The sequence below is a fragment of the Saccharopolyspora indica genome (assembly GCF_027853965.1).
GTDB classification, from domain to species: Bacteria; Actinomycetota; Actinomycetes; order Mycobacteriales; family Pseudonocardiaceae; genus Saccharopolyspora; species Saccharopolyspora indica.
In genome coordinates this window covers 125528-150856 of the sequence record NZ_JAQGLB010000002.1, presented here as the reverse complement: position 1 = coordinate 150856, position 25329 = coordinate 125528, and the positions used below count along the sequence as shown (strand labels likewise).

The 25329-nt window shown below is 71.1% G+C and carries 28 protein-coding genes; 10 read left to right on the top strand and 18 right to left on the bottom strand.

What is annotated here, in order from left to right:
* Positions 1–131 precede the first annotated feature (131 nt).
* From OU416_RS04565 to OU416_RS04555, 3 genes are all read left to right on the top strand, one after another.
* A complete protein-coding gene (locus OU416_RS04565) occupies positions 132–1379 on the top strand; it encodes a tannase/feruloyl esterase family alpha/beta hydrolase (protein ID WP_372907147.1) in 1248 nt (415 codons plus the stop codon).
* A gap of 90 nt (positions 1380–1469) precedes the next feature.
* A complete protein-coding gene (locus tag OU416_RS04560; protein ID WP_093357620.1) occupies positions 1470–1802 on the top strand; it encodes a gamma-glutamylcyclotransferase family protein in 333 nt (110 codons plus the stop codon).
* 8 nt (positions 1803–1810) lie between these two features.
* The gene (locus OU416_RS04555) at positions 1811–2125 is read left to right on the top strand and encodes a hypothetical protein (protein WP_270925547.1); all 315 of its coding nucleotides are present in this window, start codon (positions 1811–1813) and stop codon (positions 2123–2125) included.
* Here the strand turns inward: OU416_RS04555 and OU416_RS04550 are convergent.
* From OU416_RS04550 to OU416_RS04540, 3 genes are all read right to left on the bottom strand, one after another.
* Complete coding sequence (locus OU416_RS04550; protein WP_270925546.1) at positions 2122–3945, bottom strand: helix-turn-helix domain-containing protein; 1824 nt, start codon at positions 3943–3945, stop codon at positions 2122–2124. The genes OU416_RS04555 and OU416_RS04550 overlap by 4 nt on opposite strands.
* Complete coding sequence (locus OU416_RS04545) at positions 3908–5245, bottom strand: MFS transporter (protein WP_270925545.1); 1338 nt, start codon at positions 5243–5245, stop codon at positions 3908–3910. The genes OU416_RS04550 and OU416_RS04545 overlap by 38 nt, the downstream gene beginning before the upstream one ends.
* Before the next feature lie 119 nt (positions 5246–5364).
* Complete coding sequence (locus OU416_RS04540) at positions 5365–6117, bottom strand: 3-hydroxybutyrate dehydrogenase (RefSeq protein WP_270925544.1); 753 nt, start codon at positions 6115–6117, stop codon at positions 5365–5367.
* Positions 6118–6292: 175 nt separating this feature from the next.
* Between OU416_RS04540 and OU416_RS04535 the strand changes: the two genes are divergently transcribed.
* Together OU416_RS04535 and OU416_RS04530 are read left to right on the top strand one after the other, a co-directional pair.
* Positions 6293–6811 carry a GNAT family N-acetyltransferase gene (locus OU416_RS04535; protein WP_270925543.1) on the top strand — a complete coding sequence of 173 codons (519 nt, stop codon included), beginning with the start codon at positions 6293–6295 and terminating at the stop codon, positions 6809–6811.
* 79 nt (positions 6812–6890) lie between these two features.
* The gene (locus OU416_RS04530) at positions 6891–7406 is read left to right on the top strand and encodes a GNAT family N-acetyltransferase (RefSeq protein WP_270925542.1); all 516 of its coding nucleotides are present in this window, start codon (positions 6891–6893) and stop codon (positions 7404–7406) included.
* Positions 7407–7453: 47 nt separating this feature from the next.
* Here OU416_RS04530 and OU416_RS04525 read toward each other — a convergent pair whose 3' ends face one another.
* The 10 genes from OU416_RS04525 to OU416_RS04480 all read right to left on the bottom strand — a co-directional run bounded on the left by OU416_RS04525 (position 7454) and on the right by OU416_RS04480 (position 16756).
* Complete coding sequence (locus OU416_RS04525; RefSeq protein WP_270925541.1) at positions 7454–8203, bottom strand: alpha/beta hydrolase; 750 nt, start codon at positions 8201–8203, stop codon at positions 7454–7456.
* A 46-nt stretch (positions 8204–8249) separates the two neighbouring features.
* Positions 8250–8558 carry a hypothetical protein gene (locus tag OU416_RS04520; protein WP_270925540.1) on the bottom strand — a complete coding sequence of 103 codons (309 nt, stop codon included), beginning with the start codon at positions 8556–8558 and terminating at the stop codon, positions 8250–8252.
* 21 nt (positions 8559–8579) lie between these two features.
* Entirely contained in the window at positions 8580–9551 is a 972-nt protein-coding gene (locus OU416_RS04515; protein ID WP_270925539.1) for a DUF3558 domain-containing protein, read from the bottom strand.
* A gap of 104 nt (positions 9552–9655) precedes the next feature.
* A complete protein-coding gene (dhaM, locus tag OU416_RS04510) occupies positions 9656–10330 on the bottom strand; it encodes a dihydroxyacetone kinase phosphoryl donor subunit DhaM (RefSeq protein WP_270925538.1) in 675 nt (224 codons plus the stop codon).
* A complete protein-coding gene (gene dhaL, locus OU416_RS04505) occupies positions 10330–10965 on the bottom strand; it encodes a dihydroxyacetone kinase subunit DhaL (protein ID WP_270925537.1) in 636 nt (211 codons plus the stop codon). The genes dhaM and dhaL overlap by 1 nt, the downstream gene beginning before the upstream one ends.
* Before the next feature lie 13 nt (positions 10966–10978).
* Positions 10979–11974, bottom strand: coding sequence for a dihydroxyacetone kinase subunit DhaK (dhaK, locus tag OU416_RS04500; protein WP_270925536.1), 996 nt, complete (start codon positions 11972–11974; stop codon positions 10979–10981).
* A 139-nt stretch (positions 11975–12113) separates the two neighbouring features.
* Positions 12114–13628, bottom strand: a complete 1515-nt coding sequence (locus OU416_RS04495; protein WP_270925535.1) for an aldehyde dehydrogenase family protein — start codon at positions 13626–13628, stop codon at positions 12114–12116.
* A 73-nt stretch (positions 13629–13701) separates the two neighbouring features.
* Positions 13702–14685, bottom strand: a complete 984-nt coding sequence (locus tag OU416_RS04490) for a hypothetical protein (protein WP_270925534.1) — start codon at positions 14683–14685, stop codon at positions 13702–13704.
* A gap of 111 nt (positions 14686–14796) precedes the next feature.
* Positions 14797–15057 carry a hypothetical protein gene (locus OU416_RS04485; RefSeq protein WP_270925533.1) on the bottom strand — a complete coding sequence of 87 codons (261 nt, stop codon included), beginning with the start codon at positions 15055–15057 and terminating at the stop codon, positions 14797–14799.
* Positions 15058–15073: 16 nt separating this feature from the next.
* The gene (locus tag OU416_RS04480; protein WP_270926069.1) at positions 15074–16756 is read right to left on the bottom strand and encodes a sodium:solute symporter family protein; all 1683 of its coding nucleotides are present in this window, start codon (positions 16754–16756) and stop codon (positions 15074–15076) included.
* Positions 16757–17010: 254 nt separating this feature from the next.
* Between OU416_RS04480 and OU416_RS04475 the strand changes: the two genes are divergently transcribed.
* A complete protein-coding gene (locus tag OU416_RS04475; protein ID WP_270925532.1) occupies positions 17011–17199 on the top strand; it encodes a hypothetical protein in 189 nt (62 codons plus the stop codon).
* Positions 17200–17202: 3 nt separating this feature from the next.
* On the opposite strand, the gene OU416_RS04470 is transcribed toward OU416_RS04475, so the two are convergent.
* A complete protein-coding gene (locus OU416_RS04470) occupies positions 17203–17754 on the bottom strand; it encodes a TetR/AcrR family transcriptional regulator (protein ID WP_333779618.1) in 552 nt (183 codons plus the stop codon).
* Between the two features lie 105 nt (positions 17755–17859).
* Between OU416_RS04470 and OU416_RS04465 the strand changes: the two genes are divergently transcribed.
* Positions 17860–18642 carry an SDR family NAD(P)-dependent oxidoreductase gene (locus tag OU416_RS04465; RefSeq protein WP_270925531.1) on the top strand — a complete coding sequence of 261 codons (783 nt, stop codon included), beginning with the start codon at positions 17860–17862 and terminating at the stop codon, positions 18640–18642.
* Positions 18643–18861: 219 nt separating this feature from the next.
* On the opposite strand, the gene nucS is transcribed toward OU416_RS04465, so the two are convergent.
* Positions 18862–19521 (bottom strand): endonuclease NucS, encoded by a 660-nt coding sequence (gene nucS / locus OU416_RS04460; protein ID WP_093160101.1) that lies wholly within the window; start codon positions 19519–19521, stop codon positions 18862–18864.
* 111 nt (positions 19522–19632) lie between these two features.
* On the opposite strand from nucS, the gene OU416_RS04455 reads away from it, so the two are divergent.
* From OU416_RS04455 to OU416_RS04445, 3 genes are all read left to right on the top strand, one after another.
* Positions 19633–21042 carry an amino acid permease gene (locus OU416_RS04455; RefSeq protein WP_270925530.1) on the top strand — a complete coding sequence of 470 codons (1410 nt, stop codon included), beginning with the start codon at positions 19633–19635 and terminating at the stop codon, positions 21040–21042.
* Between the two features lie 199 nt (positions 21043–21241).
* Entirely contained in the window at positions 21242–22630 is a 1389-nt protein-coding gene (locus tag OU416_RS04450) for an HNH endonuclease signature motif containing protein (protein ID WP_270925529.1), read from the top strand.
* A gap of 46 nt (positions 22631–22676) precedes the next feature.
* Positions 22677–23216 carry an NUDIX domain-containing protein gene (locus tag OU416_RS04445; RefSeq protein ID WP_270925528.1) on the top strand — a complete coding sequence of 180 codons (540 nt, stop codon included), beginning with the start codon at positions 22677–22679 and terminating at the stop codon, positions 23214–23216.
* A 10-nt stretch (positions 23217–23226) separates the two neighbouring features.
* Here the strand turns inward: OU416_RS04445 and ehuA are convergent, their stop codons facing one another.
* The 3 genes from ehuA to ehuC are packed head-to-tail and all read right to left on the bottom strand — an operon-like array spanning position 23227 to position 25326.
* Positions 23227–23991 carry an ectoine/hydroxyectoine ABC transporter ATP-binding protein EhuA gene (gene ehuA, locus OU416_RS04440; protein ID WP_270926067.1) on the bottom strand — a complete coding sequence of 255 codons (765 nt, stop codon included), beginning with the start codon at positions 23989–23991 and terminating at the stop codon, positions 23227–23229.
* A 4-nt stretch (positions 23992–23995) separates the two neighbouring features.
* Positions 23996–24646 (bottom strand): ectoine/hydroxyectoine ABC transporter permease subunit EhuD, encoded by a 651-nt coding sequence (gene ehuD / locus OU416_RS04435; RefSeq protein ID WP_270925527.1) that lies wholly within the window; start codon positions 24644–24646, stop codon positions 23996–23998.
* Positions 24643–25326: an ectoine/hydroxyectoine ABC transporter permease subunit EhuC gene (gene ehuC / locus OU416_RS04430; protein WP_270925526.1), complete on the bottom strand. Its 684-nt coding sequence runs from the start codon at positions 25324–25326 to the stop codon at positions 24643–24645. Before ehuC ends, ehuD begins: the two co-directional genes overlap by 4 nt.
* Positions 25327–25329: the final 3 nt, after the last annotated feature.

Sequence of the window (25329 nt, the reverse complement as noted above, 5' to 3'; positions counted from 1 at the left end):
TAGGGCCGGGCTCGACGCCCTATCCACAGTGGACGGCCCTACTCCCGGTGGCGGATTTGTGTGCCACGCCCACATGTCCGGACCGCTGCCCGCGCCCCTACCGTGACCGGGCGAACACGAGGAGGTGCGCCGTGCGCAGGGGAATCACGTTGCTGTCCGCCGGTCTGCTCGCCGGCGCGTTGCTCGTCCCGACCGCTTCCGCCGCGCGCAGCTGCGGCCCCGACGTGCGGGTTCCCGGTGCCGTGCACCAGGATTCGGCGTGCCTGGCGGATTTGACGACGACCGGGACGCTCGCCTCGGGGCACACGGTGCAGGCCGACTGGGCGGGCTTGACCGCCTCGGACCTGCCCGCCCCGGCAGCGGTGCCGGGCAGGCAGATCGACGGCTACTTCCCGGACACCTCGACGACCAACACCAACCACGGCTGGAACCACGACGCCCAGTTCGTGCTGCGCCTGCCCGCGCGGTGGAACGGCGGCCTGGTCGTCTCCGGATCACCGGGAAACCGCAGGCAGTACGCCAACGACCGGGCGATCGCTGACCACGTGCTGGCCGCCGGCTACGCCTTCGCCGCCACCGACAAGGGCAACACCGGCGCGGAGTTCTTCACCGACGGCGACCGGCCGGGCGACGCCGTGGCCGAGTGGAACCACCGGGTCACCGAACTGACCACCGCCGCCAAGATCACGGCCTGGCGCCACTACGGCAGGCCGGTGTCGCGCACCATCGCGGCCGGGATGTCCAACGGCGGCTACCTGGTGCGCTGGCAGCTGGAGAACCGGCCGTGGCTCTACGACGGCGGAATCGACTGGGAAGGCACGCTGTGGACGCAGCGCGACAACCTGTTCACGTTCCTGCCCGCCGCGCTGCGCGCCCACCCGGCCGGTGACGAACGCGCCGTCCTGGCCGCGGGTTTCGCACCGGGATCGCAGTTCCTCTGGGACTACCACCACCGCGTCTACTGGGATCTGACGCAGCGGATCTACCGCGAGGAGTTCGACCCCGGCTTCGACGGCGACCGCCAGGCCGGAATCCCGTTCTGCCGCAGCGGCACCCCGGACTGCGACGCCGACTACGACTACGCCGCGCGGCCCGCCGAGGTGCACCGCGCCGTCGAGCGGATCGCGCTGACCGGGCGCATCGGCAAACCGCTGATCACGCTGCACGGAACGCTGGACGCGCTGCTGCCGATCAGCCGCAGCTCGGACGTCTACGCCGGGATGGTGGCCGCCACCGGCCGCGGCGACCTGCACCGCTACCGCCGGATCGAGGCGGGCAACCACACCGACGGCCTCGTCGACGAGTTCCCCGGACTGCGCCCGCTGGCCCCGCAGTTCCGCGACTCCTTCGACGAGCTGCACGCCTGGCTGCGCGGCTGAAACCACCGGGCGGTGCGGTGCGAGCATGGGAACCTTCCTGTCACCCACCCCCGTGACCAGCGGGAATGCCGCGGCTGATTGACTTGTGCCATGCACTTGCTCTTCTCCTACGGCACGCTCCGCCAGCCCGAGGTCCAGCGATCGGTGTTCGGGGGCGAGGTTCCCGGCGAGTCCGACGCCGTGACCGGTCACCGCCTGGGAGAGGTGCGCATCGAGGACCCGCGGGTGGTCGAGCTCAGCGGTTCGGCGGTGCACCCGGCGCTCATCCCCGACCGCAGCTCCGGCGCCGAGGTGCCGGGAACGGTCTTCACGCTGACCGACGAGCAGCTGGCCGCGGCCGACGACTACGAGGTCGACGCCTACCGCCGGGTCGAGGTGCCGCTGCGCTCCGGGCGCACCGCCTGGGTCTACGCGCTCAGCTGACCGCTGCGGTGGAGTGGTTCTACGACACCGCCGACGCCGAGCCCGTGGCGCGGGTCTACTGCCTGTTCTGGGCGGACTTCACCGACGCGGACTGGGCGGCGCTGGGCCGGATCTACCGCGACCTGCCGGGCTGGCAGCCCGGGTCGCCCGATCTCGCGAGGTGGTTCGCACCGGACGACGACGCCGAGCAGCACCTGTGGGCTTCGGTCGAGCCATCAGGGCTCCAGGTCGGTGGCGTGCTGAGCGCTGAGGTCTGGCAGGCCTGGGACGGCCGGTTCCGCCGGGCCGTCGTCGACGCCGGGCTCCCCCGGTCCGGCCACTAGCCCTGCAGGACGTGCAGGCGCAGCGCGAGGTGGATCTCCAGCGCCCGCTCCGGCGCCTGCCAGTCCGCGCCGAGCAGCGAGCCGATGCGGTCCAGCCGCTGCACGACGGTGTTGACGTGCACGTGCAGCACGTCCTTGGCGCGGGTGAGGTTGCCACCGGCCGCGAAGTAGGCCTGCAGCGTCGCGAGCAGCTCGGTGCCCCGGCGGGCGTCGTAGTCGAGCACCGGCCCGATGGTCCGCTGCACGAATCCGGGCAGGTCGGTCTGCTCGCCGAGCAGCACGCCGAGGAATCCCAGACCGTCCATCGACGCGCCCTCGCCGATCCGCCCCAGCGCGAGCAGCGCCCGCAGGCAGCGGGCGGCTTCGGCGTGCGCCGCCGCGATCTCCCGCGGGCCGTGCGCCGGGCCGGAAGCGCCCACCGTGACCGGACCGTCCACTGCGGACCGCAGGGTCTCGGCGGTGCGGGCTGCCAGCGGGCCGGGATCGGTGGCCGGGACCAGGAGCACGACCTCCTCCGCGTGGATCCCGGCGAGCGCCGCGCAGCGGCCGGCGGCCACGGCCAGCCGGGTGCGCGGCACGCGCTCGGCGTGGGCGATGAGCACAGCGTGCGGTTGGGCCAGGTCCAGGCCCAACCGCTCGGCCCGCGCCAGCAGCGCGCCGGGATTGCGCTCGGGCGCGGTGAGCAGGTCGGTCAGCAGTTCACCGCGCACCTCGTCCTCGGCCTTGGCCACCGACCGGCGCAGCATCAGCAGCAGCGCCGTGACGACCGCGGCGCGCTCGAAGAGCCTGCGGTCGGCGTCCACCAGATCACCGCGGCCGGAAAGCACGATGCTGCCGAGCAGTTCCGGCCCGGCCTGCACCGCGCACACCCACCCGTCCGATGTGGACATCGCGCGTCCGCTGGCCCGCGAGGCCGCGACGGCCGCCGCCGGCGGCACCGGAGGCACCGGGTCGGCGTTGGTCAGCTCGGCGCCTTCGGCGTCGAACAGGCCGATCTCGCCGTGCAGCACGTCGGCCACCGCGGCCGCCACTTCCGGCACGGCAGCGCCCCGGAGCACCAGGTCCATGAGCCGGTCGTGGGCTTCCTCCGCGCGGCGCAGGGCGGCGCTCTGCTCGCTGATCTCCTCCAGCAGCGCGGCGTTGTCCAGCGCGATCGCGGCGTGGTCGGCCAGCGACGACAGCAGCGCGATCTCGTCCGGGGTGAACTCGCGGCGGGTGCGGTCCGAGGCGTAGAGGACGCCGATGACCTGGTCGCCGAGCGCCAGCGGCACGCCCAGGATCGCGGTCAGCCCCTCGTCGCGGACCGCCGAATCGATCGGCAGCGTGTGCCGGAAGCGCTCGTCGCCGAAGTAGTCGCGCGTCGCGTACGGCTGGGCGGTCTGCGCCACCAGCCCGCCCAAGCCCTCCCCCATGCCCAGCGTCACCTTCTGGAACAGCGCCGACACCGAACCGTCGGTGACCCGCATGTAGGTGCGCCCGGCCGCCTCGTCGTTGAGGCTCAGGTACGAGACGTCCACGCCGAGCAGGGTGCGGCCCCGGCGCACGATCGAGCGCAGCACCGCATCGGTGTCGCGCAGCCGCGCCAGGTCGCTGGCGGTGTCGAACAGCGCGCTGAGCTCGGTCTCCCGGCGGCGGTGCGCGGAGAGCGTGCTGTGGATCCGCAGCGCCAGCGCGCTCGCCCGGCCCAACCGCGGGTTCTCGACCGCGACGTGCGCCAGCTGCTCGCTGCCCGCGCCACCGGCGAGCAGTTCGAGCAGCTGGACCACGTCGTCGTTCACCCGCTCATCTTGGCACCGCGGCCTGCTCCTCGGTGGCGTCATCGTGCAGCGAACTCCCGGCGGTTTCCCGCGCCACCAGCACCGCCGACACCGTCAGCGCGCACATCGCCAGCACGTAGACCGAAACCGCCACCGTGCTGCCGAAGCTCTGCAGCAGCGCCACCGCGATGATCGGCGCCAGCGCACCCGCCGCGATCGACGACAGCTGCCCGCCGACGGACAGCCCGGTGTAGCGCACCCGGGTGGCGAACTGCTCGGCGAAGAACGCCGCCTGCGGCCCGTACATCGCGCCGTGCAGCAGCAGGCCGACGCTGGTGGCCAGCACGATCACCCACGGCGACCGGGTGTCCAGCAGCGCGAAGAACGCGAACCCCCACACCGCCATCGCCACCGCGCCGAACAGGTACACCGGTTTGCGGCCCACCCGGTCCGACAGCGCACCCCACAGCGGGATGGTCACGAAGTGCAGCGCGGAGCCGATCAGCACCGCGTTGAGCCCCACCGACTTCGGCAGCTCCAGCGGGCCGGTCACGTAGACCAGGATGAACGCGGTCAGCACGTAGTAGGAGACGTTCTCGGCCATCCGCGAGCCGATGGTGATCAGCACCTGGCGCCAGTGGTCCCGGAACACCGCCACCACCGGCACGTGCTCGCTGCGCCGCTCGGCCTTGCGCTGGGCGTCGAGGAAGACCGGCGATTCGCTGACCGCGATCCGGATCCACAGGCCGATCACCACCAGCACCCCGGACAGCAGGAACGGAACCCGCCAGCCCCAGGCCAGGAACTCCGCATCGGACTGGGTCGCGGCCAGCACCGCGAGCACCGCGGTGGCCAGCAGGTTGCCGCCCGGCGCACCGCACTGCGGCCACGACGCCCACAACCCGCGGCGGCGGTCGTCGCCGTGCTCGGAGACGATCAGCACCGCACCGCCCCACTCGCCGCCGAGCGCGAACCCCTGCACCAGGCGCAGCAGCGTGAGCAGGACCGGCGCGAGCGCGCCCACCGCGGCGTAGGTGGGCAGCAGCCCCATCGCGCAGGTGGCGCCGCCCATCATCAGCAGGCTCACCACCAGCAGCTTCTTGCGGCCCACCCGGTCGCCGAAGTGCCCGAACACCAAACCGCCCAGCGGCCGGGCCAGGAAACCGATCGCATAGGTCGTGAACGCCAGCAGCGTGCCGGTGAGCGGATCGGCCTCCGGGAAGAACAGCTGGTTGAACACCAGCGCGGCGGCCGAGCCGTAGAGGAAGAAGTCGTACCACTCCACGGTGGTGCCGATCAGGCTGGCACCGACGACCCGCGCGATCGAGCCGCCCCGCGCGTTGCCGGGTCTGTTGCTGGCCAAGGCGAACACTCCTTCGTGTCAGTGCCTGTTGTGATTCTGGTCTTGGTCTTTGAAACGCCGGAGGCGTTCAGCCCGCTCTCGGCTCTTGCACCGCCACGCAGAACGGGTGCACATGCCTTTCAGGCGGCGGTCCAGCCGCCGTCCATCGGAAGCGAAACCCCGGTGACGTGCGCCGCGTGCTCCCCGCACAACCAGCGCACGAGCTCGGCGACCTGCGCGGGGTCGATGAGCTCCTTGAGCGCGGCCCGCCGCAGCAGCACGTCTTCGACCACTTCGGACTCGTCGATGCCGTGCGCGGCCGCCTGATCGGCGATCTGCGCGCGCACCAGCGGTGTGTCGACGTAGCCGGGATTGACGCAGTTGCTCGTCACCCCGTGCGCGGCCCCTTCGAGCGCGACCACTTTGGACAGACCTTCGATCGCGTGCTTGGCGGTCACGTAGCCGGCCTTGAACGGGCTGGCGCGCAACCCGTGCACGCTGGAGACGTGCACGATGCGCCCCCAGCCCCGGGCGTACATGTGCGGCAGCGCGTTGCGCACGAGCTGGAACGGGGCGGTCACCATCACCTGCTGCATGCGGGTGAAGGTGTCCAGCGGGAACTCCGGCAGCGCGGCGACGTGCTGGAAACCCGCGTTGTTGACCAGGACGTCGACCGCAGCGGGCAGCGCGTCGACCGCGCCGGGATCGGCGAGATCGGCCACGTGCGCCCGGCCACCGACCTCAGCGGCGACCTGCTCGGCGGCCGCCCGGTCGAGATCGACGACGTGCACCTGCGCCCCGGCGGCGGCGAGCGCCCGGGCGCACGCCCGCCCGATCCCGCTGCCCGCGCCGGTCACCATGGCCGTCCGCCCGGCGTGCCCGTTGTCACTCATGCCGTAGGACGTTAGGGCTCAGCACACCGGCCGACTATGTGTTCACCGGACACAAGCATTGGCGTTTCAGTAGCTGCGAGCACCATGCGCAGGGCTTGCGAGCATGGGAACCTTCCTGTCACGCACCCCGAAAACCCGCTGCTCAGCGGCGGGGCCGCGGACTACTGTTCGCGTTGTGGTCGAGCCTGATGAAATCCGCACCGAACGGCTCGCGCTGAGCCGCATCCAGCCCACCGACGCCGACGCCTACATCGCCATGCACGGCCTGCCCGAGGCCTACCCGCACGACAGCAGGTTCCGGCGCGATCCGGAACAGGCCCGCGAACAGCTCGACTGGTTCCGCGAGAAGTGGGTCGCCGACGGCATCGGCTACTGGACGATCCGGCTCGCCGCGACCGCCGAGGTGATCGGCTTCGGCGGCGTCCAGCACAAGGACGAAGACGACGACCCGGTGCTCAACCTCTTCTACCGGTTCTTCCCGACCGCCTGGGGGAACGGCTACGCGACGGAGATGGCCCGGGCCGCGATCAGCTGGGCGCGAGATCACCGGCCCGACCGGCCGGTGGTGATCACGACCGACGTCGGCAACGCGGCGTCGATCCGGCTCGCCGAGAAGCTCGGGTTCACCCTCAGCGCGGAACGCGAACGCGACGGATGCGCCGAATTGGTGTTCCGGCTCGCACCCCCGGGTTGATGCGAGCATGGGAACCTTCCTGTCACCCGCCCCGAAAACCGGCTGCTCGATGCCGGGGTGGCGGGCTACCGTTCACGGCGTGATCCAACCCGACGAGATCCGCACCGAACGGCTCGTGCTGAGCCGCCTCGAGCCCACCGACGCCGACGAGTTCATCGCGGTGCACTCCGCTCCGGAGGCATACCCGCACGACGGCTGGTCGCGGCGAACCGAGGAGCAGGCGCGCGAGCTGTTCGTCAACTTCCGGCAGAACTGGGCCGTCGACGGCATCGGCTACTGGACGATCCGGCTCGCCGGGACCGCCGAGGTGATCGGCTTCGGCGGCGTGCGGCACTCGGTGGAGGAGGGCGAACCGGTGCTGAACCTCGCCTACCGCCTCTGGCCGAGCGCCTGGGGCCACGGCTACGCGCCCGAGATGGCCGGGGCCGCGCTGAGCTGGGCGCAGCGCAACCGGCCCGACCGGCCGGTGGTGATCGTGACCGACGCCGACAACGCGCCGTCGATCCGGGTCGCGGAGAAGCTCGGGTTCGCGCTGGTCCTGGAACGCCACCGCGACGGCAGGCCCGAAGTGCTGTTCCGGCTACCCGCGCGCTGATGCGAGCATGGGAACCTTCCTGTCACCCGCCGACCTGACCAGCGCGTTCAGGAGCTGACGATGGTGACCTGCCGGGTCTCCGACGGCCCGTCCCAGGTGCGCGGCAGCGGCGTCGGCACGTCCGGGGCGATGGTCCGCACGATCGCGTCGAGCGCGTCCTCGGCCTTGCCGACCCACAGGTGCTTGGTGTCCGGGAAGCCGGTCACCTCCGCCTGCGGGATCGCGGCGAAGCGCTGCCGGGCCTCGTCGGGGCGCAGGTAGTCGTCGAACTCCGGGATCAGGGCGTGCACCGGTTTGCCCGAGTCGGCCCAGGCGCGCAGGTGCTCCTCGGTGCTCCAGCGCAGCGGCGGGGAGATCAGCACCGCGCCCTCGACCAGCGGGTCCAGGCCGTGCACCAGCGTCAGGTCGGTGCCGAAGGACCAGCCGACCAGCCACACGTTCGGCAGGTCGTGGAACTCGGCGTACTCCAGCGCCGCCGCCACGTCGAAGCGCTCGGCGTTGCCGCTGTCGAAGCTGCCCTCGCTGCGGCCCGCTTCGCTGGCCGTGCCGCGCGTGTTGAACCGCAGCACCGCGAAGTCGGCCAGCGCGGGCAGCCGGAACGCCGCCTTGCGGTAGATGTGCGAGTCCATCATGCCGCCGTGGGTGGGCAGCGGGTGCAGGCAGACCAGCGTGGCCCGCGGCGGCCGGGATTCCGGCAGCGCGAGCTCGCCGATCAGCTGCAGGCCGTCGGCGGTGTGCAGGGTGATCTGCTCGCGGCGGGCAGGCAGCACGGTGTTGGCGCGGATCTCGGTGCTCATCGCCCCCGATCCTGCCACGGACGGGTGGCCGGCATGGTGTGACGTGCTACGACCAGCGTCGCGTCGGCCCGCGGCGGCTTCGCGCGTTCCAGCAGCCGTTGTGCCAGTGGCGCCGGTCCTCGACGCCGCCGTGCGCCGCGCTCGGCCACGCCACCACGTGCGCGATGCCCGGCCGGATCTCGTGGTCGCAGCCGGGGCACCGGTAGACCTTGGTGGCCTGCGCGGCGGGCACGGTGCGCACCATCCACTCGCCGTCCGGGCCGTGCTCGACCCGGGACGCGCCGAACGCAGTGCCCATCGCGCGCTGGCTGCTGTCAGCCGCCGGGCGGCGCTGCGGGCGATTGCGTCTGGGCACGCGACAACCGTAACGGTCCGGCTACGGGGCGAGCGGCGGGAGGTGCGGCCAAGCCTGCCCGGCGAGCCCGCGGGCGAACTCGCAGGCGTCGATCCCGGTCATCCCAGGCACGGCCACCACCAGCTGCGCGACCTCGACCTGCCCGGTGGCGCCGAACGGCAGGTGCGCGGTCTCGGCCGAGCACAGCGGGAGCTGCGGGTCGCCGCCGACCACGCTGATGACGGTGCGCCGCCCGGCGATCTCCTCCTCGACGGCGGCCCCGTGCAGCACCTGCGGCGGATCGCCTGCCGTGTGGGTGAGCTGCACGCGCGGCGAATCCGCGACCTGCTCGCCCCAAGCGCACTGGTGCCCGGCCGGGCTCGGCCGCCCCTGGGCTGATTCCAGGCCCGGAACCTGCTGCACGACGGCGGAATCCAGCACCTCGCACGGATCGACCAGGGCCAGCGAGTTCGCCGGGAAGTCCCGGTGCCCGACGCGGCGCTGCCCCAGCGCGGCGGTGGCCGCCTCCGCACCGGCTTCGGCGATGCCGCACAGCCCGGAGGCCGGATCGCCCGCCAGCAGGTCGGCGCTGACCCGCAGCGCGAGACCGTCGGTGAACAGGATCTGCCGGGTGCAGTGCCCGGGCAGCGGCGCGTCCTGCACGATTCGCAGCGAACCGCGCGGCACCACCGGGTTTCCCCGCGGGTCCGGTGCCGGTCCCAGCTCGCCGACGGCCAGCTGCACCAGCGAACCGTTCGCGAGCTTGACGTGCAGCAGGCAGTAGTCGAGCGAAACGGTGCCGGCGTTCTCCGCAGGGCCGAACTCCCGCAACGCGGCGGGGTCGGTCAGCGTGCACGGGTCCACTGTGCGCAGATCACCGAGCGAGGCCCGGGCCGTGCCCGATTCGTCCTGCTGCGGCGCGGCGGGCGCCTGCGGCGAGCCGCCCGGAGTGCACCCCGCCACCAGCAGGACCAACAGCAGCAGCATGCCTCGGTGGCGGAGACGCGGCGACATCGATCCACCCTAACCCGGCGCCCGCGGAATCCAGCTGCGAGCAAGGGAACCTTCCTGTCATCGGTGACAGGAAGGTTCCCATGCTCGCAGCTTCCCGAGGCGGGCTATTCGTCGAAGTTGCGCTTGGCCAGGTCGAGGATGCGCTCCACCGCCTGCCCCGCGTCAGGACCGCTGGCGTGCAGGACGATCCGGTCGCCCTTGCGGGCGCCCAGCCCCATCACGCCGAGGACGCTGGCCGCGTCGGCCTCGTTGTCGCCGAGCGTGAGCTTGACGCTGGCCTGCAGTCCGGTGAGGCTGCGCGCCAGCAGCGCCGCCGGCCGCGCGTGCAGCCCGACCTCGTTGGTCAGCTCCAGCTCTTCGCGGATCTCACCGGTCTCCGGCGCGCCCGGTTCGGCGAGTTCGCCGCCCTCCGCCGCGGCCTCCGCGGCCCGGCCGACCGCCGCCATCGGCGCACCGCCCTGCGCGGCGACGGCTGCGGCGACCGCTCCTTCGACCAGCGGCGCGTCCACGACCAGCGCGGTGCTGGGGTCACCGAGCGATTCCACCGCGAGCTCGGCGATCATCTGGGCGCTGCCCAGGTCGTAGAGCACCACCGCGCCCTGCCCGGTGTTGGCGTCCGACAGCGCGGCCGAGACCTTCTCGAAGTCCGTGCCGATGTTGCCGTCCGGCAGTCCACCGGCGGCGATCACCCGCACGTCGGGCGCCATCTGCTGGGCGAGTTCCACCACGCCTTCGGCCAGCCGGGCGCTGTGCGAGACGATGACGAGTCCGGCGTTCATCAGCGGCCTCCCGCGGCTTCGGCGAATGCGGACAGCAGCAGCGCGGTCGACCGCGCGCCCGGGTCGATGTGCCCGGCGCTGCGCTCCCCCAGGTAGGACGCACGGCCCTTGCGGGCCACCAGCGGTTCGGTGGCCTCGGCGCCCTGCTGGGCGGCTTCGGCCGCCGCGGCCAGCACCTTCGCCGGGCCCTCACCGGATTCCGCGGCGTTCTTCGCCGCTTCCACCGCAGGCGTCAACGCGTCGACCATGGTCTTGTCCCCGACCTCCGCGCGGCCGCGGGCGACCACGCCTTCCAGCCCGGCCTGCACGGCCTTGGCCACCGCAGCGCCGTCCAGCTCCGGGGCATCGCCGACGGCCGCCGCCGCGCGCAGGAACGCCGTGCCGTACAGCGGGCCGGAGGCGCCGCCGACGGTGGAGATCAGCACGGTGGCGCACAACTTCAGCACCGCGCCGGGCGTTTCCGGCGCGGAGGTGTCGATCTTCGCCGCCACCGCGCGGAAACCGCGGGCCATGTTCTCCCCGTGGTCGGCGTCGCCGATCACGCGGTCCAGCTCGATCAGCTCGTCGCGGTGCTCGGTGACGGTGGCCGCCCCCGCGCGCAGCGCCGCGATCACGTCTTGTGCAGTGCAACCCATCCGGCGTTCTCCCTCACCAGTGCAGCGCGGCGGTGTGCACCGGCGCGTCCCAGAGCTCGGTGAGCTCATCGTCCAGCTTCAGCAGGGTCAGGCTCATGCCCTGCATCTCCAGGCTCGTGATGTACGGGCCGACCAACCGGCGGCGCACGCGGATGCCGCGCTCGGCCAGCAACCGCTCGGCGATGCCGTGCGCCAGGTAGAGCTCCAGCAGCGGGGTGCCGCCCATCGAGTTGGTGAACAGCAGCACCTCGTCGCCTGAGGTGAAGGGCAGGTCCTCCAGGATCGGTTCGAGCAGCTGCCGCACGATGTCGTCGGCCGAGGTCAGCGGCACCCTGGCCCGGCCGGGCTCGCCGTGGATGCCGATGCCGATCTCCATCTCGCCGTCGGCGAGGTCGAAGCTGGGTTGCCCGGCGTGCGGCACCGTCGGCGCGGTCAGCGCCATGCCCATCGACCGCACCCGCGACACGACCCGCCTGGCCAGCTCCTCGCAGCGGTCCAGGTCGGCGCCCTGCTCGGCCGCCGCGCCGACGATCTTCTCCAGCAGCACGGTGCCGCCGACGCCGCGCCGGCCCGCGGTGTGGGTGGAGTCCTTCACCGCCACGTCGTCGTCCACGATCACGCTGCGCACGTCGACGCCGTCCAGCCCGGCGAGCTCCGCGGCGGTCTCGAAGTTGAGCACGTCGCCGGTGTAGTTCTTGACCACCAGCAGCACGCCAGCGCCGCCGTTGGTCTCCTCGATCGCGGCCTGCACCGCGTCGGGGGTCGGCGAGGTGAACACCGCGCCCGGCACCGCCGCGGCCAGCATCCCGGCGCCGACGAACCCGCCGTGCAGCGGCTCGTGCCCGGAACCGCCTCCGGAGACCACCGCGACCTTGCCCGCCACCGGTGCGTCCGCGCGCACGACCACCGCCGGATCGGTGCGCACCCGCAGCACGTCGGGATGCGCCGCGGCCATGCCCTGCAACGACTGGGCGACCACTGCCGCCGGATCGTTGATGATCTTCTTCACCCGCTGGCCTCCTTGCCTGCGCCGCTCACCGCCGCGCCGTGTGCTCGGTGTCCGCCGCCCCCGCGCCCGGCTGGGGGTGCGAGAGCAAGGGAACCTTCCTGTCACCCCCGGCGCAAGCCCAGCGGAAACGGCGCGTCGATCAGCGCCCGCGCACCAACTTGACCAACCGCACCATGCGCCGGATGGTGCCCTTCGACCGGCCGAAGCTCATCGGGTTCAGCGGGCTCCGGTACCGGAGGCGGGTGACCGACTGCGGGCGGGTGAACTCGCGCAGCCCGTCGGCGCCGTGGATCCGGCCGAACCCGGAATCGCCGACACCGCCGAACGGCAGCGAGGGCACCCCGGCGAAGGCGACGACCGAGTTCACCGCGACCATGCCGGAGCGCAGCCGACGCGCCAGCTCCGCGCCCCCGGCCCGGGAGAACACCGTCGCGCCCAGCCCGTAGCGGGTGCCGTTGGTGCGGGTCACGGCCTCGTCGACATCCCGGACCCGCCGCACCACGATGGTCGGCCCGAAGGTCTCCTCGGTGACCGCGAGGGAGTCCTCCGGCACGTCGGTGAGCACCACCGGCTCCACGAACGGCGGGCGCACCGAGTGCTCGCCGCCGACCAGCGCGCGGCCGCCGCGCTCCAGCGCGTCGTCGATGTGCCTGCGGATCACGTCCACCTGCGAGGGCATCGTGATGGGCCCGAAGTTGGCGCTCGGCTCACCGCCCGGCCGCAGCTTCCCGGCGCGCTCGGTGATCATCTCCACGAAGCGGTCGGCGACCGCGTCCACCACGTACACCCGCTCCACGCCGATGCAGGTCTGCCCGGCGTTGGACATCGCGCCCCAGACGGCGGCGTCGGCCGCCGCGGCCAGGTCGGCGTCGGCGTCGACGATCAGGGCGTCCTTGCCGCCGCACTCGACCAGCACCGGCACCAGGTTCTCGGCGCAGGAGGCCATCACCCGCTTGCCGGTGGCGGTGGAGCCGGTGAAGGCCACCTTGTTCACCCCGGACCGGCACAGCGCCGCCCCGGTCTCGCCGAAGCCCGTCACCAGCCGGAACACCGGGTGCTCCGGCACCGCCTCGGCGAAGCTGTCGGCCAGCCACTGACCGACACCGGGGGTGAGCTCGCTGGGTTTGAACACCACCGCGTTGCCCGCGGCCAGCGAGTAGGCGATGGAGCCCATCGGCGTGAACGCCGGGTAGTTCCACGGGCCGATCACGCCGATCACGCCGAACGGCAGGTATTCGACGGTGGCCGCGTGGTTGGACATCAGGAAGCCCGACGAGACCTTGCGGCGCTTGAGCACCTTCTCGGCGTTGGCCGCCGCCCAGTGCAGGTGGTCGATCACCAGGACCAGTTCGAGCTTGGCGTCGTCGAGCGGCTTCCCGGTCTCCGCGCAGATGAGCCCGGCCAGCTCGTCCACCCGCTTGGCCAGCAGCTTGCGCCACTTGTCGAGCTGCTGCTTCCGGCCGGAGAACCCGAGTTCGGCCCAGGCGTGCTGAGCCGCGCGGGCTGCCGCCACCGCATCGTCGACCTCCGCCGCGGTGTGGATCGGGTGCTGCCCCACGACCTCTCCGGTGCGAGGGTCGATCGATTCGAACGTCGAGGACTCCGCGCTGGCCGCGGACTGGATCTCGACGTCGCCTCGGGCGGTCTGGGTCATGGCCGGCCTCCCACCTTTACGTCGGTCGTTGTCATCGTGCAGCCTACGGAACCCAGGGGGTCGGCCGGGACCGTCACACCGCGGGCAGCTTCGCCCGCACCTGCCGCGCCAGGTTCGCCGCGCTGACGCAGGGATCCATCGGGATGCGCTTCATGTTCGAGATCGCGACGTGCACGAACTCGCTGCCGCCGTCGCCCTTGCGGTGCTCCCACTCGATCGCGCAGCCCGGCGGATCGGCGGTGACCACCACGCTGGTCGGGGCCCCGCCCAGGTCGACCGGCGGGGGCGGCGGCACGTTCGGCGGCACCTCGGTGCTCTCCATGGTGCCGAACTGCAGGCTCACCTTCGCCACGACGCTGTTCTCCGCCGACCACACGCACTCGTAGAGCCCGCGGCCGCCGCTGGCGTCCGGGGTGCCGCCCGCCATCGCGTCGCGCAGCACTGCCGGGTCGGCGAGCTGGCAGGGGTCGAAACCGCCCAGCCCGCCCGAGGCCCGCGGGTTCACCGGTGGTTTGGTGCGCACCACCTCGACGGCGTCGGTCAGCATCTGCACCGCGGGCGAGCAGACGTCGCTCTGCTCGGTGGCGAGCTGGATGGTCAGGCCGCGGGGTTCTTCGAACAGGCGCGTGTCGGCACCGGCGTAGGCCGCGCTCACGAAGCAGGACCCGGAGCCGTTGTCGCTGACCGTGGCGGGCAGCCCGCCGATGCGATGGCTGCTCGGGTCCGTCACGCCGTCGTCGAAGTAGAGGGTGACGGTGAATTCCTCGCCGTCGTGGTTCTTCATGTAATTGGCGCAGGTCCCGAAACCCTCCTGCCGGAAGGCGGCGGGCGTGCCGTACTGCTCCAGGCCGGTGGCGCGCAGCGTCTCGCACACGTCCACCCCGCGCAGCCGCTCGGGCGCGAAGGCCGGGTCGAGCAGCCCCGGCTTGTCCACGTTCATGTCGGGCAGATCGACGGTCCGCCGCTCGGAAACGGTCGGCTCGACCCCGGGCGAAGCGCAACCGGCCACGGCGAAGGCGCTGAGCAGCGCGGCGATCAGGGGAACGCGTCGGAACACGCCGATCACACTAGCGATCGGTCCGCGCCCCCGGGACGGGAACCGGCTGTTCGGCCGCGGCGGTGCCGGCGCCCGCTTCCCAGCGCGCGGACGCCGGCACCGGCCGTGCGATCACTGCTCGCCGGTTTCGGCGGGTTCGTCGGGCACCGCGATGGGGCGCAGCCGGGCCCAGGCGACGAACGCCGCGGCGAAGACGAGCATCCCGACGCCCGCCCACAGGTTGATGTTGACGCCCGCCGACTTCTCGATCTCGGCGTGCGGCTGCACGACGCCGACGACGACGAGCACGGCGCCGTAGATGGCGAACAGCAGCGCGATGACGGAGCGGATGTCGAAGGCACCCGCGGTGTGGCCGGAACCGCGACCTGGCATGGGAAGACCTCCTCGGTCAGGCGAAGATGATGTTGAGGGCGATGACCAGGACCAGGGCGATACCGGCCAGCAGTCCGGGCCGCCGGTACCAGCCGGCGTCCTCACCGCTGGTGGCCGCCTGCCGCGCCGACCGCGGCGTCAGCGAATACACCAGACCCGCCAGCTCGGCCTCCGGCTTCGGCCGCGTCACCAGGCTGACCACCACGCTCACGACGATGTCGACCACGAACGCCACACCCGCGCCCACGAAACTCGCGCCCTGACCCGGCAGGTCCAGCACCCCGGTCTCGGCCATCGCGAACACCACCACCGCCGACACCGTGCCCACAACCAGACCCGCCCACCCGGCGTGCGGAGTCATCCGCTTCCAGAACATCCCCAGGATGAACGTCGCGAACAACGGCGCGTTGAAGAACGAGAACAACTGCTGCAGATAATCCATCAGGTTCGCATAACCCGACGCGATGAACGCCGTCCCGACCGCCGCCACCGTCGCCCCGACGGTCACCCACCGCCCCATGTTCAGGTAATACCGGTCATCCCGGTCCCGCACCACGTAGGACTGCCAGATGTCGTAGGTGAACACCGTGTTGAACGACGACAGGTTCGCCGCCATCCCCGCCATGAACGACGCCAGCAACCCCGCCAGGGCGATCCCCAGAATCCCGTTCGGCAGCAGATCCCGCATCAACAACAAGATCGCATCGTTGTAGCTGACCCCCGCACCCTCCGGCGCACCCGCCTGCTTGTACGCGCCCAGCTCCGGAATCACCACCGCCGCGATCATCCCCGGAATGATCACGATGAACGGGATGAACATCTTCGGAAACGCCCCGATGATCGGCGTCCGCTGCGCCGCCGACATGCTCTTCGAAGCCATCGCCCGCTGCACCTCGACGAAATTCGTCGTCCAATACCCGAACGACAGCACGAACCCCAGCCCGAACACCAACCCCACCACGCTCCACACCGGATCGGCGAACCCCGTCAACTCCGTACCCGGCCACGCCGACAGCTGCTCCGCACCACCCGGCCCCGCCGAGATCTTGTCCACCAACCCCTGAACCCCACCGACCTTCACCAACCCCACGATCGTCAACGGCAACATCGCCGCCACGATCACGAAGAACTGCAACACCTCGTTGTAGATCGCCGCCGACAACCCGCCCAACGCCGTGTAGGACAACACGATCGCCGCCGCGCACAACACCGACACCCACAACGGCCACCCCAGCAACGCATTCACGATGCTGGCCAGCAAGAACAGGTTCACCCCCGCGATCAACACCTGCGCCACCGCGAACGACACACCATTCACCAAATGCGCCGCACGACCGAACCGCCGCAACATGAACTCCGGAACACTACGAACCTTCGACCCGTAGTAGAACGGCATCATCACCACACCCAAAAACAGCATGGCAGGCACCGCACCAACCCAGAAATAATGCATCGTCGGCATACCGTACTGCGCACCATTGGCCGACATACCAATGATCTCGATCGCACCCAGATTAGCCGAGATGAACGCCAACCCCGTCACCCACGCAGGCAACGCCCGACCCGACAAGAAAAAATCCAGACTCGTCGACACCGCACGCCGCGCCACATAACCAATACCCAGCACAAACACGAAGTACAACGCCAACAACACATAATCAACGGCATTCGCGTCCAACAGCCGACCCTGGGCTAGCAGCACCGCCACCCCACCTCCAGACCCAACAAATTCCAACGACAACCACCACCGGGCAACCGAAGCCGGACAGTACCGCACAGTGCCCCAGCTCACACCGGACCGATATCAATTCGTTGGATCCCGCAACTGAATCGATCATCCGCGCCGCGCAGCGCGGCCATGCGAGTGATATCGCGGAGCGCGACGCACGGACAACGGATCGTGACCGGTACCGTCGCGATTGGCACACGCGCAGCGGCCGAGGGGGAGGAGCTGTGAACGCCCGAATCGATCTGGCGATCGCCGCCAGTCTCGCCGAGGATCCGATCGACACCACCGAGGAGACCGGCTCCGCGCCCGGGCGGCCGGGCGGATTCCTGCGGCACCTGACCGACCTGATCGTCCCGTGGTCGGCGTTCCACCTGAACACCTGCCGGGCCCACAACGGACCCGACCGCACCTGATCCCTAGGCGCCGACGCCCGTCAGCAGGGTGTCGACCACGCGCGCGGCCAGCTCGTCGACGTCGTCACCGCCCTGCCCGATCTCGACCGCCTCGTGGATCAGCGCGTAGTAGACCCGCCGCGCCCACTCCCCGTCGACGTCGGCGCGCAGCGCTCCGGAGTCCTTGGCGCGCTGGAAGAGCCGCACGCACGCCTGCCGCACCTCTTCGTGGATGCACTCGCCCTCGCCGACGGCGGTCCGGCTCATCGCGAACCCCCAGTCGGCCTTCACCCGCAGCACGTTGACGGTGACCTGGTGCAGCGCGACCAGCGGCGGAGCGCTGTCGGGACGCGCCGCCGCGACCGCATCGCGGAACTGCTCGGCGGCCCAGACGGCCATCGCCTCCACCAGCGCCTCCCGGCTGGCGAACCGGCGGTGCACCGTGGTGCGCGCGACGCCCGCGGCCTCGGCGATCTGCCCCATGGAGGCGGCCGGGTCCGCACGCATCACGCGTTCGGCGGCCTCCAGGATCACCTGGACCGTCCGCTCCGAGTCCGCCCGCATCGCTCGCGTCACCGGACGGACACTACAGCAGCGTCCCAGCTCGCCCCTTAGTTGCAACATTGATGTTGCGTCTATATCGTCTACTGCGTCACCACAGACGCAATAAAGGAGGCAGGCGTGGACCTGCGACTTTCCGGCAAGACCGCCCTCGTGACCGGCGCCAGCCGCGGAATCGGCCTGGCCACCACCTCCGCGCTCACCGCAGAAGGCATGCGCGTGATCGCGACGGCGCGCACCATCTCGCCGGAACTGGCGGCGACGGGCGCCATCGGGATCCCCGCCGACCTCTCCGGCCCCGACGCCCCGCAGCGCCTGGTCGACCGGGCGATCGCCGAAGCGGGACCGCTCGACCTGCTCGTCAACAACGTCGGCGGCGGCGACGGCGACCTGCTCGCCGGATTCACCGACCTCACCGACGAGCAGTGGCAGCAGACCTTCGAGCTGAACTTCTTCAGCGCCGTCCGCACCACCCGCGCGGCGCTGCCGAGCCTGCTGAGCCGCGAAGGCGCCATCATCAACATCTCGTCGAACGGAGCCCGCCAACCGCACGCCGGACCGATGCCCTACACCACGGCGAAAGCAGCGCTGACCGCCTTCGGCAAGGCACTGGCCACCGAAGTCGGACCGCGCGGCGTCCGGGTCAACACCATCTCCCCCGGCCCGACCCGCACCGCGCTCTGGGAGAGCCCCGACGGGCACGGCGCGAAGCTGGCGCAGTCCCTCGGCATCCCGCTGGAAGAACTGCTCGCCCGGCTCCCGGCGGAAGCGGGCATGACCACCGGGCGCCTGGTCGACCCGGCCGAAGTCGCGGCGCTGGTGGCCTTCCTCGCCTCACCGCACGCGGCGAGCACCGCGGGCGCCGACCACCTCGTCGACGGCAACGCGACCAAGACGGCCTGATGCGAGCACGGGAACCTCCCTGTCACCGACGACCGGGAGGTTCCCGCTCACCAGGAACAACACCCGGCTCCTGGCAGGACGGGCATGACCCTCGTGTCAACGGAGTCCTGCTCAACCGCACCTCAGGGGACCGTGACGCAACCCAGCCACAAGAAGCCGCGAAACGCGAGTCGATCCCGAACGCGACCACCACTGTGAATCGCGGAGAGGCGGGGACAGTCAGAACAGCCGGTACTCGTCCGGCTCGATGCCGCGCAGCTTGTCGTAGTCCAGGACGACGCAGCGGATGCCGCGGTCCTCGGCCAGGGTGCGGGCCTGCGGCTTGATCTGCTGCGCCGCGAACACGCCGGTGACCGGGGCCAGCAGCGGATCCCGGTTGAGCAGCTCCAGGTAGCGGGTCAGCTGCTCGACGCCGTCGATCTCACCGCGCCGCTTGATCTCCACCGCCACGCTCGCGCCGTCGGAGTTGCGGCACATCAGGTCCACCGGGCCGATCGCGGTCGGGAACTCGCGGCGGACCAGCGACCACCCCTCGCCCAGCGTCGTCACGTGCTCGGCTAGCAGCTCCTGCAGGTGCGCTTCGACGCCGTCCTTGACCAGCCCTGGCTCGACGCCCAGCTCGTGCTTGGAGTCGTGCATGATCTCGTCGAGGGTGATCACCAGCTTCTCGCCGGCCTTGTTCTGCACCGTCCACACGCCGGGATCCTCGATCAGCCAGCAGGGCGGGCTCATCCAGTTCAACGGCTTGTAGGCCCGGTCGTCGGAGTGCACCGACACCGAACCATCGGCCTTCACCAGCAGCAGGCGCTGCGCCATGGGCAGATGCGCGGTGAGTCGGCCGACGTAGTCCACCTGGCAGCGGGCAATGACGAGTCGCACCCGGCACAGCGTACGGGCGTCGATCCAGCAGTCGAGCACCCCCGGGGCAACCCGCCGGTAGGGCGAGGTCGGACCTCGATGTTCCCGCTGGGCGAGATACCGTTACGCCTCGTGTCATTCGCCCGAACCCTGCTGCGCGTCAAACCCGCTGAGCAACTCGCCGACGACGGCTCGCACACCCAGCTGCGCCGCACCCTCGGTCTGGTCCCACTGGTGGCGCTCTCGGTCGGCGCGACGCTCGGGACCGGGATCTTCGTGGTGCTGGCCGAAGCCGCTCCGGCCGCCGGCCCCGCAGTGGTCGTGTCCTTCGTGCTGGCCGGACTGGCGGCGCTGTGCTCCGCCCTGTCCTACGCCGAACTCGCGGGCAGCGTCCCGGTGTCCGGCTCGGCCTACTCCTACACCTACGCCACGCTCGGCGAGCTGGTCGCCTGGATCTGCGGCTGGTGCCTGCTGCTGGAGTACGGCGTGTCGGTCGCGGCGGTCGCGGTCGGCTGGGGCGGCTACCTGAACGAGTTCCTGCAGGGCACCATCGGGGTCACCATCCCGGACATCCTCTCCGCGCCGCCCGGCGAGGGCGGCGTGGTCAACGTCCCCGCCGCGCTGATCGTGCTGCTCGCGATGTCCGTGCTGCTGCGGGGCGTGCGGGAGAGCGCGCGGGTCACCACCATCACCACGCTGCTCAAGATCGCGGTGCTGGTGTTCTTCGTCGCCGTGGCGATCACCGCGTTCAACTCGGACAACATGACGCCCTTCGCCCCCTACGGGTTCGCCGGGATCTCAGTGGGCGCGTCGGCCGTCTTCTTCTCCTTCATCGGCTTCGACGCGGCCTCCACCGCGGGCGAGGAGGCCCGCAACCCGAAGCGGGACCTGCCCCGCGCGATCATCCTGTCGCTGGCCATCGTCACCGCGATCTACGTGCTGGTCGCCTTCGCCGCGGTGGGCGCCGTCGGCGTCGACGTGCTCTCCGGCTCCAACGCCTCGCTGGCCACCGCGCTGCGCATCGTGACCGGCCAGGGCTGGGCGTCGGTGGTGCTCGCCTTCGGCGCGGTGATCGCCATCGCCTCGGTGGTGCTGACCGTCCTGTACGGCCAGACCCGCATCCTGGTCTCGATGTCCCGCGACGGCCTGATGCCGGGCATGCTGTCGAAGGTCAACCAGCGCGCGGTGCCCGCGCGCAACACCGTCGTCGTCGGTGTCGTGGTGGCGCTGCTGGCCGCGGTCGTGCCGCTCAACCAGCTCGCCGAGGCGACCAGCATCGGCACCCTGGTCGCGTTCGGCCTGGTCAACATCGGTGTCCTGGTCCTGCGCCGGACCCGCCCGGAGCTCCCGCGCAGCTTCCGGACGCCGCTGATGCCGTGGATCCCGCTGCTGGGTCTCGCGCTGTGCGCGTACCTGATCTTCGGCCTGGACACCGTCACCTGGGTGACCTTCGCGATCTGGACCGCGATCGGGCTGGCGGTGTACTTCGGCTACGGCCGCCGCAAGTCCAAGCTGAACGGCAGCGGGCCCGCGGCCGGTTGAGAGGATGGGAACCTTCCTGTCACGCCCGCGTGCCGGAGGTGACAGGAAGGCTCCCATCCTCGCGCGCCCTGGCGCCCGACCTCCGATGACGGGATCAGCCTTGGCTTGCAACGTTTTTCACGTTCCACTTCGCCCTTTCACCTGATCAGGCGACCATAAAGAGCGTGCGAACGGGTGTTCGATTCGAGATCATGGGTGCATGACACCACTGATCGACGTGCGCGATGCAGCCGAGGGAGCCAGCTCTGGCACCCGGTCGGCGGCGGTGTCGTGGACCGATGCCGAAGTGGTCGCCCGGATCGAGCACCTCGAGGAGTCCATGCGGGCTACCGCGTTCGAGCAGCTCCAGCTGATCGCCGAAGCCGAGCACCGCGGCCTGTTCGGGCAGCACGGAGCGCGGTCGATGCCCGCCTGGCTGCACGGACTGCTCAACATCGACTACCGCGACGCCAAGGCACGCGTCACCGTGGCGCGCGAGGTGGAGGCCCGCACGACGTCGCACGGCGAACCGATCACCGCCGACCTGCCCGCGACGGCGGCCGCCATGGCCGAGGGAGCGATCGGCCTGGAACACGCGAACGTGATCGTCTCCGCGATCAAGAAGCTCCCGGTGCACGCGCGGTGCGCCATGCTGGCGGAGATCGATTCGATGCTGGCCGGGTGGGCCCGGCAGATGTCGCCGCGCGAGCTGGCGATCATCGCCGAACGCCTCCGCTACCTGCTGGACCAGGACGGGGCGCACCGGGACGAAGCGGCCCAGCACGAGGCGCGGGAGCTGCACTACGCCACGGCGCGCGACGGGATGATGGTGATCAAGGCCCGCCTCGGCCGCGAGACCGGCGCGAAGTTCGCCGCCCTCGTGGAACCGCTGGCCGCTCCCCGATCCGAGATCGCTGACGCGTCCCGCCCGGAAGCCGGCCGCGAGAAGGACATCCGCACCGCCGGCCAGCGCAACGCGGATGCGTTCGCCGCGCTCCTGGACCTGGCCGCGGATTCCGATGCGATGCCGCGAGCCGGCGGCCAGCGTCCGCACCTCGCGATCACCATCGACTTCGACGACCTCAAACGAGGCCTCGACCGCACCGGTGGAAAGGGCATGCCCGGCTCCCTGGACGCCACCGACCAGCCGATCACCGCCGAGAACGTCCGCCGGATCGCCTGCGACTGCGAGGTGCTGCCGATGGTCCTCGACGGCGACGGGCTCCCCCTCGACGTGGGCCGCACCAAGCGCACCGCGCCCGTCCACATCCGCGCAGCGCTGCTGCAGCGGGACGGCGTGTGCGCCTTCCCCGGGTGCGACCGGCCTCCAGGCACGCCCGACGCGCACCACATCGTGTCCTGGGTGGACGGCGGGTCGACCGAGCTGTCCAACATGGTCATGCTGTGCGGCCACCACCACCGCACGGTGCACAGCCAGCGGTGGGAGATCACCGTGCGGGACGGGCTGCCCGCCTTCATCCCGCCACCAGCGGTGGATCTGGCGCGAACACCGCGACCAGGTGGTCGTGCAAGACCGGTCGAGCACCGCGCGCTCATCGAGCAGTGGCTGCCGAGACCGCGCGGCCCGGTGGACGCGCTCGCGAGCTGAGCGAGCGCGTCGACCTCGCGCGCCCGCGTTCCGGCACCATGACCACATGGAGCAGATGAGCAGCCGCGAGGTGTACGGCAATCCGTGGATGTCGGTGCGCGAGGACGGGGTGCGCCGGGCCGACGGGTCCGAGGGGATCTACGGGGTGGTCGACAAACCCGACTTCGCGCTGGTGATCCCGCTCGACGGGGACCGACTACACCTGGTCGAGCAGTACCGCTACCCGCTGGGCCTGCGCCGCTGGGAGTTCCCGCAGGGCACCGCGCCGGGTCGGCTCGACGTCGACCCCATCGAACTCGCCGCCCGCGAACTGCGCGAGGAAACGGGCCTGCGGGCGGCGAACCTCGTCGACCTGGGCACCCTGGACGTCGCACCGGGCATGTCCAGCCAGCGCGGGCGCGTGTTCCTGGCGACCGGCCTGACCTCCGGCGCGCACGAGCGGGAGCACGAGGAGCAGGACATGCGCGCCGCCTGGTTCGCGCGCGCGGAGTTCGAGAAGATGGTCGCCGCCGACGAGATCACCGACGCCCAGTCGATCGCCGCCTACGCCCTCCTGCTCCTGCACGAGCGCCGGAACCCGTTGTGAGCGGCCACGGTCAGGCCTCCTCCAGCACCGACCGCAGGAACCGGCGGGTCCGCTCGTGCTCCGGGCGCTCGAACAGCTCCCGCGGTGACTTGTCCTCCAGGACCCGCCCCTGATCGAACATCAGCACCCGGTGCGAGACGTCGCGGGCGAACTTCATCGCGTGCGTCACGCACAGCATCGTGATGTCGCTGGTCCGCGCCACATCGCGCAGCACGTCGAGGACCTCGGCGGCCAACTCCGGGTCCAGCGCCGAAGTGATCTCGTCCAGCAGCAGCACGTCCGGCTGCATCGCCAGCGCGCGGGCGATCGCCACCCGCTGCTGCTGGCCGCCGGACAGCTGCGTCGGGTAGGCGTCCAGCTTGTCCGCCAGGCCCACCACCTCCAGCAGGTCTCGCGCCCGCTGCTGCGCTTCCGCCACCGGCAGGCCCAGCACGCGCACCGGCGCTTCGGTGACGTTGCGCAGCACCCGCATGTTCGGGAAGAGGTTGAACTGCTGGAACACCATGCCGATGCGCTTGCGCACCTCGCGCAGGTGCTTCTCGTCGGCAGGCACCAGGCGTTCGCCCCGGCGCACGTGCGTCAGGCATTCGTCACCGACGTGGATGGTGCCGCCGTCGACCCGCTCCAGGGTCATCAGCAGCCGCAGGATCGTCGTCTTGCCCGATCCGCTCGGCCCGATCAGCGTCACGCGCTCCCCGGGCCGAACGGCGAAGTCGAGCTCGTCGAGCACCACGCTGTCGCCGAACCGCTTGACCACCCGGTCGAAGCGGATCATCTCCTCAGCTCCCGACACGGCGTTCCAACCTCCGCACCAGCAGCGACGCCGGGTAGCTCAACAGCAGGAAGCAGACACCGGCCAGGGTCAGCGGCTCGACGTAGCGGTAGGCGTCGGATCCCGCTTCCTGCGCCGCACCCACCAGATCGAGCACGCCGATCGCCAGCAGCAGCGGCGTTTCCTTGAACATCGAGATCGTGCAGTTGCCCAGTGCTGGGAGCACGCGCGGGATCGCCTGCGGGAGCACCACGCTCGTCCACACGCGGTAGGCCGGCAGGCTCAGCGCCGTCGCCGCGTCCCACTGCCCGCGCGGCACCCCGTCGATCCCCGCGCGGTAGACCTCGGCCGCGTAGCAGGCGTAGTGCACGCCGAGCCCGATCACACCGGTGGTCAGCGACGAGAACCGCAGGCCGACGCCCGGCAGCACGTTGAACAGGAAGTACAGCTGCACCAGCAGCGGGGTGCTGCGCACGAACTCGATGAACAGCCAGGTCGCGCGGCTGACCGCCCGGATCCGCGACCGCCGCAGCAGGGCGAGCAGCAGGCCCAGCGCGAACGCCACGACCGAACCGAGCACGGTGGCCTCGAAGGTCACCAGCAGACCGCGCAGGACGTCCGGGACGACCCGGCTGGTGAACTCCCAGTCCCAGATCATCTAGATCGCCCCGCGACCCGGCGCCCCACGCCTGCCGCCGCCCGCCGTTCGAGAACTCGCATGACCGTCGTGATCAGCACCGCCAGCACGAGGTACAGCGCCAGCATCAGCGCGTAGATCAGCGCGGTCTGGCCGGTGAAGTTGGGTTCCAGGACATCGCGGCCCTGATAGGTGATGTCGTGCACGAAGATCAGCGACAGCAGGGCGCTGCTCTTCAACAGCTGGATGAACAGGTTGGTGAACGGCGGGATCATCTCCACCACCGCTTGCGGCAGGATCACCCGCCACATCCGCTGCGACCGGGTGAAGCTCAACGCGACCGCGCATTCGTGCTGCTCCCGCGGCACCGCCTGCACAGCGCCCCGCACGATCTCACCGCCGTAAGCGCCGTGGTTGAGGCCCAGCACCAGAACCCCCGCCCACATCGGCAGCAGCTCCAAGCCGACCAGCAGCGGCAAGGCGAAGAAGATCCAGAACAGCTGCACCACTTCCGAGGTGCCGCGCCAGACCTCGACGTAGCTGCGCGCGATGACCCGAACCCACCGCCGGGGCGAGACCATCCCGAGCCCGGCGATCAACGACAGCGCGATGCACAGGGCTGTGCCGCCCAGCGTCGCGACCAACGTCGCCGGTACGCCCTGCGCCAGCACCCGGAGGAAGTGCGAGAAGTTCTCGAACATGCC